Annotated in this window: 14 protein-coding genes; 3 read left to right on the top strand and 11 right to left on the bottom strand. The window is 65.4% G+C overall.

Annotated features, from left to right (window positions below; all coding sequences use genetic code 11):
• Window positions 1-124 precede the first annotated feature (124 nt).
• The 3 genes from HCH03_RS12860 to HCH03_RS12850 form a co-directional block, all read right to left on the bottom strand.
• A complete protein-coding gene (locus tag HCH03_RS12860) occupies window positions 125-559 on the bottom strand; it encodes a lipocalin (protein WP_221689813.1) in 435 nt (144 codons plus the stop codon).
• Between the two features lie 75 nt (window positions 560-634).
• A complete protein-coding gene (locus HCH03_RS12855) occupies window positions 635-1,606 on the bottom strand; it encodes a prenyltransferase (protein ID WP_438821629.1) in 972 nt (323 codons plus the stop codon).
• The gene (locus HCH03_RS12850; protein WP_221689812.1) at window positions 1,603-2,781 is read right to left on the bottom strand and encodes an Mbeg1-like protein; all 1,179 of its coding nucleotides are present in this window, start codon (window positions 2,779-2,781) and stop codon (window positions 1,603-1,605) included. Before HCH03_RS12850 ends, HCH03_RS12855 begins: the two co-directional genes overlap by 4 nt.
• A gap of 29 nt (window positions 2,782-2,810) precedes the next feature.
• Here HCH03_RS12850 and HCH03_RS12845 point away from each other — a divergent pair, with 29 nt between their 5' ends.
• Genes HCH03_RS12845 through HCH03_RS12835 form a run of 3 tightly spaced genes read left to right on the top strand, consistent with a single transcriptional unit; the run spans window position 2,811 to window position 4,331 of the window.
• Window positions 2,811-3,275, top strand: coding sequence for an acyl-CoA thioesterase (locus tag HCH03_RS12845; RefSeq protein ID WP_368042455.1), 465 nt, complete (start codon window positions 2,811-2,813; stop codon window positions 3,273-3,275).
• Window positions 3,272-3,772: a low molecular weight protein-tyrosine-phosphatase gene (locus tag HCH03_RS12840; RefSeq protein ID WP_221689811.1), complete on the top strand. Its 501-nt coding sequence runs from the start codon at window positions 3,272-3,274 to the stop codon at window positions 3,770-3,772. The genes HCH03_RS12845 and HCH03_RS12840 overlap by 4 nt, the downstream gene beginning before the upstream one ends.
• A 10-nt stretch (window positions 3,773-3,782) precedes the next feature.
• Window positions 3,783-4,331 carry a phosphatase PAP2 family protein gene (locus HCH03_RS12835; RefSeq protein WP_221689810.1) on the top strand — a complete coding sequence of 183 codons (549 nt, stop codon included), beginning with the start codon at window positions 3,783-3,785 and terminating at the stop codon, window positions 4,329-4,331.
• A gap of 36 nt (window positions 4,332-4,367) precedes the next feature.
• On the opposite strand, the gene HCH03_RS12830 is transcribed toward HCH03_RS12835, so the two are convergent.
• From HCH03_RS12830 to HCH03_RS12795, 8 genes are all read right to left on the bottom strand, one after another.
• Window positions 4,368-5,207 carry a Ku protein gene (locus tag HCH03_RS12830; RefSeq protein WP_221689809.1) on the bottom strand — a complete coding sequence of 280 codons (840 nt, stop codon included), beginning with the start codon at window positions 5,205-5,207 and terminating at the stop codon, window positions 4,368-4,370.
• Between the two features lie 427 nt (window positions 5,208-5,634).
• Window positions 5,635-6,891 carry a UV DNA damage repair endonuclease UvsE gene (gene uvsE / locus HCH03_RS12825; RefSeq protein WP_221689808.1) on the bottom strand — a complete coding sequence of 419 codons (1,257 nt, stop codon included), beginning with the start codon at window positions 6,889-6,891 and terminating at the stop codon, window positions 5,635-5,637.
• A 233-nt stretch (window positions 6,892-7,124) separates the two neighbouring features.
• The gene (locus HCH03_RS12820; protein WP_221689807.1) at window positions 7,125-7,604 is read right to left on the bottom strand and encodes an NYN domain-containing protein; all 480 of its coding nucleotides are present in this window, start codon (window positions 7,602-7,604) and stop codon (window positions 7,125-7,127) included.
• A gap of 193 nt (window positions 7,605-7,797) precedes the next feature.
• Complete coding sequence (locus HCH03_RS12815) at window positions 7,798-8,025, bottom strand: hypothetical protein (RefSeq protein WP_221689806.1); 228 nt, start codon at window positions 8,023-8,025, stop codon at window positions 7,798-7,800.
• 92 nt (window positions 8,026-8,117) lie between these two features.
• A complete protein-coding gene (locus tag HCH03_RS12810; RefSeq protein ID WP_221689805.1) occupies window positions 8,118-9,302 on the bottom strand; it encodes an MFS transporter in 1,185 nt (394 codons plus the stop codon).
• Window positions 9,303-9,516: 214 nt separating this feature from the next.
• Window positions 9,517-9,978, bottom strand: coding sequence for a VOC family protein (locus HCH03_RS12805; protein ID WP_221689804.1), 462 nt, complete (start codon window positions 9,976-9,978; stop codon window positions 9,517-9,519).
• A gap of 89 nt (window positions 9,979-10,067) precedes the next feature.
• A complete protein-coding gene (locus HCH03_RS12800; protein WP_221689803.1) occupies window positions 10,068-10,814 on the bottom strand; it encodes a 4Fe-4S dicluster domain-containing protein in 747 nt (248 codons plus the stop codon).
• A 1-nt stretch (window position 10,815) separates the two neighbouring features.
• Window positions 10,816-13,314, bottom strand: coding sequence for a molybdopterin-containing oxidoreductase family protein (locus tag HCH03_RS12795; protein ID WP_221689802.1), 2,499 nt, complete (start codon window positions 13,312-13,314; stop codon window positions 10,816-10,818).
• Window positions 13,315-13,648: the final 334 nt, after the last annotated feature.

Below are 13,648 nucleotides of genomic sequence, written 5' to 3'. Positions count from 1 at the left end.
GCAACAGTCCAGTGGACTGTTGCACTCCCGAGCACGCGGAGCGGGCGCAGGGAGGCGTCGCGAAGCGATGAGCGGCGCGGAACGTCGCGGTTTCCGGCGCGCGATACCGCGACGTCGCGGCCGATCAGGAGAACAGGTACGACGAGGCGGTGAGCACGACGCAGCCTACCAGCAAGGTGACGGGCAGGCGCACGAAGCCGTCGCCGAAGTACGGGCGCCCATGGGACCTGCCGTGGGCGAGCACGGCCCAGAGCACGAACGCGCACCAGGCTGCAAGCGCCACGAGGTTGAGCACGAAGGCGATCTGCGCAAGGGTCGCGTCGCCGCTCATCTCGGCCATGCCGAACGACACCTGCGTGGCCATCGCGGCGGCGAAGGCCACCATGGCCCAGGAAACGCGCTGCCCCGCCTTGCGGGTGCCTTCGGGGAAGAACACCCCCTTCTTCGTCTGCATCGGCCGGGCGATCAGGAACTGCCAGCGGCCGTTCCACAACTGCACGGCCACGACGGCGGATGCCGCCAAAAGCAGGGTTCCCAGTGCCAGACGGACGATCTCCATAGTTCTCTCCTTGCTGCTCGGGCCTCCCACCGCCGCCCAACCGACAAGCCGGCGCGACGGGAAGGGCGTACGGTGCTACACGGCCAGCGTCACGCCGCTCGCGAAGATCGCGGCGGCGTAGAACGCGCCGAGGGCGATGTTCACGCTGCATATCTGCGCCATGGCGCCCACGCGGGCGGGAGGGGCGAGCGGGTTCTTCAACAGCGCGTTCAGCAGCGGGTAGGCGGCCAACAGCATGAAGGGCATCACCACGAGCCCGTTCGTGAAGAACGCGGCCACCAGCGCCACGATGGCGACGACCCACGTGTACACCGCGCCGTGGTACAGCTTCCGTGCGCGCTCGCGGCCGAGCAGCACCGACAGCGTGCGGCGGCCGGCCTCGACGTCCTTCTCCACGTCGCAGGTGTTGTTCGTGAACATGATGAGCCCCACGCCCAAGACGGTGGGCACGGCCCACAAAAGCGCGCGAACGTCGAAGGCTCCCGTGAGCGCCTGATAGCTGGCGAGCGGGATGAGGCCGCCCATGACGAACCCGCTCACGATCTCGCCGATGGGCAGGTAGGAGATGGGCGTCTTGCCCGCCGAGTACAGCACCACGATGACCGCGCCCACCGCGCCGATGGCGAGCGGTATCCAGCCTGCCGCCAAAATGACGTAGACGCCGAGCGCGAACGCGGCGACCAGGAAGCCCACGGCCAGCGCGAGCGCCGAGCGGGGGTTCACGTTGTTGTACACCAGCACGGCGTCGGAGGCCTCCACGTTGTCGTCGGCGGAGTCCGCGCCCTTCACGAAGTCGTAGTAGTCGTTGAACGTGTTCACGGCGGACTGCATGAGCACGCAGATCACCAGCAGCGTGCACGCCATCGTCACCGATACGGTGCCGCTCGTGGCGGACGCGGCCGCGACGGCCACGAGCACGGGCAAGATGGCCGCCGGCCACGTGTGCGGCGCGGCCAGCTGCCACGCCATGCGCGCGGTGAGGCGACCGTACGACGCCTTCGACCCGGCGCTTCCGCAAACGCCGCCCGCTGCCGATACCTCGCTCATTGCTTTCGTCCTTTCCGGTCGTAGGCCTCGCGCCGGCGCGGCAGCCACGTGGGCGGCGCGGGCTTGAAGCGTTTGACGGTCTCGTCTTTCAGTATGCCGCCCAGGCTGCCGAGCGTCTGCCAGATGAAGCTTCGCGTCTCGGCGTCCAGCTTCGTGCCCGACCCCAGCATCCGCCGCGTGTTGGCGAACAGGTTCTCCTGGAACTCGGCCCACGTGCCGGCCTCCGTCGAGGCGAACAGCTCGTAGATGGTGTCGACGAAACGCTCGCGTTCCCGGGGCGTCTTGCCGCGCAGCCAGGTGTCGAGCGCCTCGTCGAAGAACACGGCGGAGGGGTTGAGCGCCTCCTGGTACACGAAGTCGCACCCCTCCACTTGCCAGGAGAACGGCTCGTGCTGGAACACCGACAGCGCCGAGGACCGCACGACGCGGTAGTCGGCGCGGCGCTCCAGTATCATGCCGAACGCGGAGGACTCGGGGACCGTCTTGTTCAGCAGCGCGGCGAACCGCGCGTCGCGCATGCGGGGCGAGGGGTCGTCGAGGAAGGACGGGCCGTCGTGGTTGTAGACGCCCGCGAGGCGCGCGAAGGCGCTATCATCGGCTGCGAGCGCCGCGAACTCGGCAAGGTTGCCGCCCTTCGAGTGGCCCGTGGTTGCGAGCGGGCCCTCCACGGCCGACGCGACGCCCGAAAGGTAGGCCGCCGCCGCGCGCTGGGAGGGGATGACGTCTTTGAAGCACAGGTTGAAGTCCTCCTTCCAGCCGGCGAAGCTGCCGTCGGTGCCGCGGAACGCCAGGCAGGCCAGCGGGCCGTCCGCGCCGGCGGCGCCCGGCACGAGGAACGTGGTGGCCGAGAACTGCTTCTCCACCGCGCTCGAGCGCTCGTTGGCGTAGAAGGCCAGCGCCACGTCGCGCAAACGCCGGCTCGCCATGACCGCGTGCAGGAAGGCGCGCGTGTCCTTGGCGTCCTCCAACCAGCTCGCGCACGTGAGCGCGCGCCAATCGGCCAGCGCCACCACGTCGTGCAGGAGCACGCGCTCGGGCGACGACGGATCCACGAGCCCGCTCGCTTCGTAGTTGAAATAGCAAAGCGTGGAGAACACGAGGCTGTCGACGGGATTGAACGGTGATTCCGCGAACGTTCGCTGATTTTCCTGGATATACGATACGATATTGCCCATAGGACCATGGTACCAAAAAGGAAAGGGGCGTGAGCGCGGCCATGCGGGTTTGCACGCCAATAACCATACGCTACGGCGAGACGGACATGATGGGCGTGGTCTACCATGCCAACTACCTGCTGTACTTCGAGGATGCGCGCACCGCGTTCCTCGAGGCCGTGGGATACCCTTACGAGCGCATCGAGCAGGCCGGCTTCATGTCGCCGGTCACCCATATGGAGTGCGACTACGGAGAGCCCCTGCGCTACGGCGATACGGCCGTCGTGCGCACGCGCGTCGTGTCGGCGCGCCCCACCAAGACCGTGTACGCCTACGAGGTGTTCCGCGAAGGGCAGGATCTCGACCACGACAAGCCGCTCGCCACGGGGCGCAGCACGCATTGCCTGGTGGACGCGGCCACGTTCAAGCCGGTGAGCATGAAGAAGACGGTACCCGAGCTGTACGAGCGCTACCAGGAGATCGTCGAGCCGGACGGGGAAGGGGACGTGCGATGAGCGACCCTGTGCGCATCCTGTTCGTGTGCCATGGCAACATATGCCGCTCGCCCATGGCCGAGTTCGTGATGAAGGATCTGGCCGAGCGCCGGGGCATGGCCGACCGGTTCCGCATCGCGTCGGCCGCCACGCACGACGACGTCATCGGCAGCCCCGTGCATCCGGGCACGCGCGAGGTGCTGGAATCCCGGGGTATAGCGTGCGACGGCAAGGTCGCGCGCCGGCTGCGCGACGAGGACGCCGAAGACTGGGATGTGGTCGTCGTCATGGACGAGGCCAACGTGCGCGACGCGAGGCGCCAGCTGGGCCGGGCGGGGAAGGGCAAAGTGCGCAAGCTGCTGGAATACGCCGGAGAGGACCGCGACGTGGCCGACCCTTGGTGGACGGGCGATTTCGCCACGACCTACGACGACGTGCTTGCCGGCTGCACGGGGCTCCTGTCCGCGCTCACGGGCAGCGCAGGGTCGCGCGGTGCGCACCGCGCGGTGCGCGACTAGGCGGCCTCGCATGGATTTCGCCATCCTCGACGCCATCCAAAGCTCGTGGCGCAACCCCTTCCTCGACGCGGTCATGCCCCTCGTCACGCACTTGGGCGATTTGGCCCTCGTCTGGCTGCTGGCCGCCGCCGTGCTCTTGGCGCAGCCGAAGCGGCGCACGTACGGCCTGGCCGTGCTCTTGGCCGTCGTGCTGGCCGCCGCCGTGGGCGCGCTCGTGCTCAAGCCCCTGTTCGGGCGCACGCGGCCGTTCGAGGCCGCGGGTTTCATGGGCCTGCTCATACCCGCGCCCACCGGCTCCTCGTTCCCTTCGAACCACTCGATGGTGTCGTTCGCGGCCGCGACGGCGCTCTGCTGTTTGCCCGAAAGAGGGCGCGCGGTCACTGCGGCGAAGGTGGCGGCCGTGATCGTGGCGTGCCTCATCGCGTTCTCGCGCATCTACCTGTACGTCCACTTCCCCAGCGACATCGCCGTGGGCGCCGTGCTGGGCATCGCCCTGGGCTTCGCCTCCGTGGCCTTGGCCAGGAAGCTGCGCCCCGACAAGGCCGTGCCGGGCGAATAGGCTCTGCCGCGTGCCCGATACGGGGCGGTTCGCCCGTTACGAGGCCGCTTTCTTGCGAGAAGGAGGGCGCTTCGCCGGGGGCTTGCGGCTTGCCGCCTTTTCCTTGGGTACGTCTTCGCCGGTGCGTTCCTTGAGGCTCGCGGCCAGGGCGTCCATGAGGTTGATGATGTTGGCGGGTTGCGCGGCGGGCTTCTCGGCTGCGATCTGCTTGCCGGCGACCTTGTCTTGGATGAGGCCCATGAGCTTTTCTTGGTACGTGTTTTTGAAGCGGGCGGGGTCGAACGGCGCGTCCATGCTTTCCACGAGGCGCTTCGCCATGTCGAGCTCGGCGTCCTCGATGTCGGGATGCTGCTGGGCCTTCGGGATGTCTTTTACCTCGCTTTGGTAGTGCAGCGTCATCATGACGAGGTCGTCCTCGTAGGGGATGAGCGCGATGGGCGTTTCGGAGTTGCCCAGCACCGTGGTGCCGATGGCGATCTTGCCCTCGTCGACCATGGCCAGGCGCAGAAGCTCGAGCGGCTTCTCGCCGCCGGGCTGGGCCACCACCTGGTAGGGCTTTTCGAAGTAGATGGGCGACACGTCGGAGAGATCGGTGAACTGCACGATCTTCATAGCGCGGTCGGCTTCCGTTTTGATGGCGTCGAGCTCCTCGTCGCTCACCACCACGTACTTCCCTTTTTCGTACTGGTACCCCTTCACGATGTCTTCCGGCCCCAGCTCGCGCTTGCAGTCGGGACATGTTTTCACGTAGCGCACGCGCTGCATGCTGTCCTTGGCCAATTGGTTGAACCGCACGGCGTCGTCTTGCGTGGCGGCGAACAGCTCCACCGGGATGTACACGAGGCCGAATGCGATGGCTCCTTTTCTGCCAGCCATGAATCCTCCTTCGATTGCGCGGAGATCGCATCGTAGCGCATGCGCGCGACGCGTTTCGCAAGGACGGACGGTGGGGGAAAGATTGCGGCCGAGACGGAGCCGGCCTGTTGACGGCCGCTTAAAGAAAAGGCCGATCCTTCGCGGACCGGCCTTTTTGCGCGCTGTACTTAGGCAAGGCGCCGTATGAGCGAAACGCAGAACGCGGCACCTACAAAGCACAGCAAAGAGATCGAGTATCCCATTGGCGTGCCTCCTTGTATCCAGAACCCTCCTTGTCAGGTTCTGCTTGGGTTCACTATAGCACCGGGCGGGGCCGCACGTAAGCCCTCAACGGTTCCTGTAATCGTATGGTTTTCTTGCCGCGCTCGCTACGTAAAAGCACGTTGCCGTCTTAAGAGACGAGTTCATGGCGTGTCAGGCCGAGGTATCAAAGGTCGAAGTAATACGAGTGTAGAAGGTACTTCTGGTCGTACCGCTCGGCCAGTGCCGCCAGCCGCCGCTTCACTGCCGCCAGATCGGCCTTCCCGTCCTCGTATCGTTCCATAAGCCGCTCAAACGAGGCGCGCTCGCGCGTGGTGGCGTGCCTCGACACGTAGCCCCACACGTGCTGGGCCGCGTTGCGCCCGCTGCCCGTCGTGGGCTGGCAGGCGAGGGCGCCGTCCACCAAGCGGTAGAATTCCCGCACCGGATAGGCGTCCTTGTCCTTCAGCAAGTTTCTCACCTGCTGATACGCCTTTTGGTCACGCTCGAGCACGCTGTACTTGTACGCCGCCCACGCATGTTCCAGCGCCGCCATCCTCCCAGCCGGGTCGAGCGCGTTCAAGCATTTCAGCGCCGAGACGTTCTTGTCCTTCACCTCCAGCATCACGTCGGGTGCGCGCTCTTCGAGCGAAGCGGCGAAGGCGAGGAAGGCGTCGAGATCGATGGTGTCGGTGTGGCTGCCGAGCCTTCTGCCCGGCGCCTGCTGCGCGTAATGCACCTTCTGCGGGCCGTCTTGCGTACTCCACGTGCGCGCCGCCGCGTCGATCAGCTCGAGCTCGCTCGGTCCGTCCGGGCTGCGGTTCAGGCGATGGTGGAGCACGTCGAACACCATCGGAATGCCGCAGGCCTCGCTCGCCGCCAGCGCGTCCTCGGCGGTGAACAGGCGGTCGTCATTCTCCACGACCAGGCGCCGGAGCACGTTCGCGTCGAGTTCTCCGCAGCGGGCGACGAAACGCGCCAGAGCGGCGCGCTTGTCGCCGTAGGCGCCGCCAACGTGCAAGACGACCTTCGCCTCGGGGCCCGTGCCCAGCGCGTCGAGGAAGGCCGCATGGTAGGCCAGATCGTCCACGGCGCGCCGCACGACGTCGTCGTCCGGCGAGTTCAGCACCGTGTACTGTCCCGGATGCATGCTGAGCCGCACCTTGTTTTCCACGGCCAGCGCTCCGATAGCGGCTAGCCGTTCGCCGAACATGCGCGCCCAGTCCAAGCGGTTCGCCGGGCTCGATCCGAAGGGGATGACATCAGAGCCGATGCGGAACAAGCGGATGCCGTTCGCGCCGCAGTAGGCGACGACGGCCTCCAACGCCGATAGGTTGCCGTGGATGAGCTCGGACAACCGCTCGTCGCTCGCGTTCCGCATGGCCAAAGAGCGCATGCGTCCCTCGGGGAACCCGAGCGTCTTCGACGCGTATCCGATGTTCATGGCACCGCCCGCCTTCCGCTTCGCCGTCTATGCGGCCAGCATAGACGCTTGCGGCGCGCGCCGCACGTTTCGTAGGGGAATCGGCACGCATCCGGCCGCCCTGACGTGACTTTGAGTTACTCTAAGTCACGGTGCGAACACGGACGCGGGCGAGCGCAACGATTCGTCGACGGTATGCGGCCGGCCATCGGCTTCGAGCGTTTGTCGTCGTTCGCGGCCCGGCGGCGCCGCCCTCAGTCCTCGATGCCCCAGATCTTCTTCAGTTCGCGGTTGATCTCGTTCGCGTTCGCGGGAATGCCGACGTCGCGGGGAAGGGGAGCGCCTTTGCGTTTCTTGGCCGCGCCGCTCGCCTGCGCGAACAGCCGCTCCGAGGGCAGCACGTCCACTCCGTGAAGGGCGACCGCGCGGCAGCGTTCGGCGAGCCCGCGGTCGGACGTCACCACGCCGACGCGCTCTTTCGCCCCGCGAACGCGCTCGACGATGGCGTCGTCGGCGGTCGGCTTGCGTGTGAAAGCGACATGGAGATCGGGCTCCCGAACGACGCCCTCGCCGCCCGCGCCGTCCCATACGATCGTATAGGAAGCCCTGCCCAGCGCACGTCCCGCATCGATGCGCAGACGGCGCTCGAGCGCATCGCGCTGCTCCTCGATCGAGAGGTTCCGCGTGGAGGGGTCTCGTTTCGTCACATTGTATCCGTCGATGTAATAGCGCATTGTCGCCGCCTCTTAGCGCGCCTCCGGTCATCTACCCGCTCAGTCTACCATACCGCGAACAGCCCCCTGCCTGAGCGCATCCCGGCTCGACGCGGTCGCGTACGAAGAAAGGCGCGGCGAACGGGGGGAGGAGCGAAGGATCGAACGAGGTTCCGCAACCGAGTCGCAAAGCGCCTTCGAATCGCAGGGGCCCTCAGGCCTTCGGGGCCTCGGGAGCTTTCGGGGCTGCGGGGGTGGCGGCCCTAGGGATGGGAGGGGCTGCGGGAATCGGCTTCTCGCCCTTCAAGTAGGGAACGAGGTCGCACTTGCAGTGCGGGCACTTCTTCAAGGCGATGCCGGTCAGCACCTGGATATCTTGGCCGCACTCGGGGCATTTGTTCGAGCCTGCATCGACTGATGCGTCGGCGGGTCTGAAGCACATGGCTATCACTCCTTTTCGTATCTGGCTCGAGCGCCGCGCCGTACGGGGAGTGGCGCTCGAGCCATGGCGAGAACTCGTCCGAGCTCCCTTTCCTATTTGAACTTGCACAAGGCGAGGGCGGCGGTGCCGGCGAAGCCGATCGCGCACATCACGATGCCGGTGAACATCCACGCGGACACGTCGGGGCCGAGCAGCAGGGGCACCAGCCACGTGCCCAAGAACTGGCCGAGGCTCTGGACCAGCATGAGCACGCCCATGCCGATGGACATGAGCTCGGGGCGGCCCAGGACGTTGATGTACGACGTCAGGCACATGACCGGGCCTCCCAAGCCGACGAGGCCCATGACGATGGCGCCGACCCACATCAAAGGACCGGTCTGGGTGAGCAGGAGCAGCGTGCAGGGGCCCATGACGAACATCGCGGCCAGGTACAGCGGCTTGCAGCGGCCCAGCTTGTCGGACAGGGCGCCGAACAGCGGAGACGAGATGACGGCGAGCAGCATGGGAAGCGTGCTCACGAAGCCGGACAGCGTCGGGTCGACGCCCTGCTGCTGCAGGAAGGTGGGACCGAAGCTCAACACGGCCATCAGCGTCATGTTGAAGACGAGGAAGGCTGCGAAGAACAGCAGGATGTTCGGCTTCACGAGCTCGCCGTAGCCGACCTTCCCTTCCGCAGGGGCGTCCGCGGCGCTTTCGAGCGCCTCGCCGGGATTCTTGACGATCACGGCAACCACGACGGCGAGCACCACGGCCGCGACGGCGTAGATCACCCACACGCCCACGAAACCGGTGGAAGCGTACAGCGTGGGGGTCAGCACGCCGCCGACAACCGAACCGAGGCAGACCCAGAGCGCCCAGATGCCCGTTGCGGAGCCGATCTTGTCGGGCGCGACGTACTTCTGCACGGCCAGAGGGCCGCAAATGGTCACGAAGATGAACGCCACTCCCTCGATGGCGCGGGAGACGATGAGAACCATGCCGTTGCCCGCGAAGGCGCCCAGCAACGAGCCAGCGGCGATGATCGCGGCAGCAGCGAGCAGCATGGTCTTCGGGCCGAACTTCTTCGCGAGCGCGCCCGTGGGAAGCGCCAGGATAATGCCCACGAACGTGAAGATGGACATGAGCCACGAAGCGGAGCTTGCATCCATATTCATGTTCGCCATGATGTCGCCCATGACGACGGGGACCTTGAACTGGATCGTCGCGATTGCCGTTCCGAACAGGAGCATGGCAATGGCGATCAGCGCCCAGTTCCGGTATTTCTTGCTGGTGCTCATAAGGCACCTCCTCCTTTATCGTCTGCAAAGCGGGTTCTTTGTCCGGAAAGGGCTGTATCAAAAGCCGTTAAACGCACGCCCTCCGAGGTCGCCCCGCAGGGCAAGGGCTCTGCCCTTGCCGTCGACCTGCGGAAACGTTGCTAGTTGAGCGGCAAGGGCAGAGCCCTTGCCCTACAAGACCAGTGAAGCGGCGATTTGATGCAGCCCCTTCGGCTTACAGCGCTTCGATGTTGTCCTGCACGGCTTCGAAGCGCTCCCCTCCGGGGCCGCGGAAGAACATGATCCTCAGCTGCGATCCCGCATCGCCGCAAACGGCGAACACGTCGGAGTCGCCGCCTGTCAAAGGGCGGTCGAACTCCAAGGGCGGATCGAACGGGCCCGCCTCGACGGCAACGCCCTTCTCGCCTAGATGCGCGACGAAGCCGTCCATGTCGTCCACGCGCAGCGCCACATGGTTGAGGCAGTTCGCGGCGGCCTCGCAGGTGGACTTGTCCTCGCATTCCAGCAGCTCGAAGACAAGGTTCCCTCTCCTGGCCCATGCCATCTTGAGCGGCTTGTCGCCCTCCAGGGCGTCCGACTTGAACAGCAGCCTGCATCCGAGCACGTCCTCGTAGAACGCGATGGACTCCTCGATATCGCGGCAGTAGATCCCAACATGGTGAAAGACCGATTCCATGGTTTCCCCCAATCGCATGTATTCGGCAAGAATCGGGATGCGCGTGCGAACTCGGTCGACGCGCATCCCAAAATGATGGTTTGCGGACGTTAGCCCTGGTCGCTCGACGTGGCGGCCATGACCTCGGCCACGGTGGCGTTTTTCATGCGCAGCTCGCGGATGCACGCGACGTCGGTGTCGAACTCCGTGACGCTGTTGCAGCCGCCGGCGTACACGTCGTCGGTTGCAGTGCGGCGCTTGGTGAGCCGGACGGCCTTGTCCGCGTCGTAGGGAATGAGCTGCTCCTTGGGCGGGTTCGCCTTGGCGACCCAGTTGGGCATGGTCGTCTCGGGATCGGGCATGGTCTCGATCTTGCGCACGTCGCCGTACTTCTCCACCAGCTCGTCGATGGGGCCGAAGTCCAACGCGCGCATGGGGCAGGAGGCCACGCACAGGGGCAGCTGGCCTTTCTCCAACCGGTCGATGCACATGGTGCATTTGCTCATCTTGGTGCCGGGCTCGTCGCTCGCGAACTTCGGGGCGCCGTAGGGGCATGCCTGGAAGCAGTTGCGATCGCCCTGGCACTTCTCCTGGTCAACCAGCACGGCGCCGTACTTCTCCTCTTTGAAGATCGCGCCATGCTCGCAGGCGGAAACGCACACGGGGTTGTCGCAATGGCCGCAGCTGAAGGCCAGGATGCCGATGGACGTGAGCGGGAACGCGTTTTTCTCCCACATGTAAACGCTCATCCACTTCTCGGGGCCGGGTGCGATGTCGTACCAGTCCTTGCAGGCCACCGAACAGGCTTTGCAGCCGTAGCAGCGTCCTTGGTCGAAGAAGAATCCGTACTGGGTCATGTTATTCTCCCACCTTCCTGATCTCCACAAGGCCGGCCGTCAGCAGCGCGCCCACCACATGCGGCAGATGCGTGTCGCCGATGAGGAGGTTGCAGTTGCCGGCTTCGTCGATGCCGTAGGGCATGAGCTTGGACTTTCTCACGTTGTCGAACTTCGACCATTCGCCATGCCCGATGGACACGGTGCCGGGCAATAGCTTCGACGAGACGTACGCGGTGATCTCGACCTCGCCGAACTGGTTGTACACCAGCACGCGGTCGCCCGTCTTGATGCCGCGGTCGGCGGCGTCGGCGGGGGACATGCGCACCATGTGCTCGTAGCAGTCGCCCTTGAGCCAGGGGTTCTGGTCGTTGGACGAGTGCTGGCGGTACGTGGACACCGGCGTGACCATGGACAGCGGGAAGTTCTTCGTCCACGGGTGGTAGTAGCTGTCGTTCGCGGGCAGGTCCTGGTAGGTGGGCTGCCAGCGCGGATAGGCGTCCATCTGCCCACCGTAGCGGGTCTTCGTCAGGTCGTTCTCCTTCACGAAGGAGCTCTCGAACTCGATCTTGCCGGACGGCGTCTTGAACGGCGAGCGCCCCCATTCGACCGTGTTCTTGAAGGGATAGAACCACTCGCCGGGCTCGCCGGGAACGCGGACGATGGGCAGCTTCTGGAACTCGTCCCACGAGGGCGGCTCGATCTCGTAGTAGCCCAGAAGACCGTTCTCGTCCTCGGCCCATTTCTCGTAAGCGGGCTTGTAGATGCGCTCGATGACCTGCTCGTCCCAGTCGCGCCAGTCGGTCACGTCGAGCATCTTCGGGCAGTACTTGTCGGCGAAGCCGAGGCGGCGGGCCAGCTCCATCCAGACCCAGTCCTTCGAGCGGACCTCGCCCGGAGGGTTCACGCCCTTGCCGGCGAACAGGAAGTAGTTCATCATGCCGGACGGCGAGTTCCAGAAGCGGTTGATGCCGAAGAAGTGCATGTCCGTGGACTCGAACTGGATGACGGGGGAGGGCAGCACGATGTCGAGGAACTCGATGGAAGGCTGGTCGTGGAAGTACTGCCAGCCCCAGGAGAACTCCATGTCCGCGAAGCCCTGCATGCGCTTCGACACGTGATGCTGGTTGTTGATGTAGTTGTTCGGGATGATGGCCATCTTCAGGTTCGGCAGCGGGCTGTCTGACGGGCAGCCGATGCGGCGGCGGAACTCATCCTCGGTGATCTCGCCGGCGGCGTAGAGTTTCTGGCAGTGCATGACCTCGGTCACCTTGTTGTTGTTATTGGTGATAGGGTTCACCACGTCGCCCTTGATCTGGCCGGTGTCGGGCACGGGGGCGAAGAGGCGGGGCTGGGTCACCAGGTTGGCGCCGCCGCCCTCGCAGCCGCCGGGAATGGACAGGTTGCCGGTCATAGCCTGCAGGAGCATGGCCACGGCAGCGGCGTAGTCGCCCAGGTTGCGCTTGGACACGCCGTACATCTGCTGCAGATGGACGGGCTTCATGGAGGCGTAGTAGCGCGCGAAGGCCTCGATGGTCTCGGCCGGGATGCCCGTGAGGGGCTCGGCCCATTCCGGGGTGTGGGCGACGCCGTCCACCTCGCCGACGATGTACCGGCGCCACTCCTCGAAGCCCTCGGGCTCCACCCACTGCGCCACGTACTCATGGTCGTAGAGGTCCTCGGTGTAGAGCACGTAGGCCACGGCCAGGCCGAACGCGGTGTCGGTGCCGGGGCGGATGGGGATCCACTGGGCGCCCAAGGCTTCGGCGCTCACGTTGTACACCGGGTCGATCAGGATGAACTTGCAGCCGCGCTCCTGGGCCAGCTTCATGTAGTAGGGCACATGGCCGAACCAGGACACCATGGGATCGAAGCCCCAGAGCACCACGAGCTTGGAGTTCAGCAGGTCGGGAGCCTCGAAGCCGGGAAACGCGTCGGACGTTCCCTTGATGAGGCAGTCGGTGAGGCGCACGCCTAGATGGAAGTCCTCGGCAGCGGCGCCGCCGGAGGTGGAATGGTCGCCCCAGCCGGTGATGGTGCCTGGCATGTAGGAGGCGAACGGGAAGTCGGAGCTTTCGAACGCTACGTAGTAGCAGTAGTACAGCCAGGGATTGTCGGGGTTCTCCTCGGCCATCTGCTTCATCTTGTCCGCGATGGTGTCGAGCGCCTCGTCCCAGGAGATACGCTCGAAATGGCCTTTGCCGGAGCCTTTCCCGCCCACACGCTTCATGGGATACAGCAGGCGGTTCTCCGAATAGAGTTCCTGGCGCCACGCATGACCCATGGGGCAGGCGCGGGCTTGGAGCATGCCGGTTTGGACGGCGTCCTCGTTGTCGTCCTCGCGGGCGACGCCCGGATTGACCGAGTCGTCGGGCTCGATGGCGACGATCTTCCCGTCCTTCACGCTGCACTTGATAAGGCAGGTGGCGTCCCAACAGCCGTTGTTATGGCAGGTGGTGTAGAAGAAGTCGACCCCCTCGTGACGCTCGCCTAGTTTCTCGACTACCGATTCTCTTGACATCGTGCCCCCTTTCGTATGAACTGCTCCCTCGAAAGAACGCGCTCGCGCCCATGGACGCAACCCGCTTGCCTGCAGGCTACTGAGCGCCGGAGGGGGTTCGCAAGGTATTTTCTGCTTTTCGGATATACGGGAATATCGCATGGTCCGAATTTTGCGGATTCCCCTCATTGCGAAGGATGAAGCGTCCCTGAAAGTCCAGATGCTAAAATGAACGGAGAAGTCTCGGAAAACGGCGCGCCGGCAGACGGGGTGGCGCGCCGTAAAGGTTGTTCGCGCATGCGGGGCAAAGGCGCCCGCATTGCCGGCCGGGAGTTTTCAGGGGAAGGACAGGGGG

Origin of the sequence: Gordonibacter massiliensis (ex Traore et al. 2017), from assembly GCF_019731765.1 — a bacterium.
GTDB classification, from domain to species: domain Bacteria; phylum Actinomycetota; class Coriobacteriia; order Coriobacteriales; family Eggerthellaceae; genus Gordonibacter; species Gordonibacter massiliensis.
Note: the sequence above shows the minus strand (reverse complement) of the source record. Positions and strands in the feature narration are given on the sequence as shown.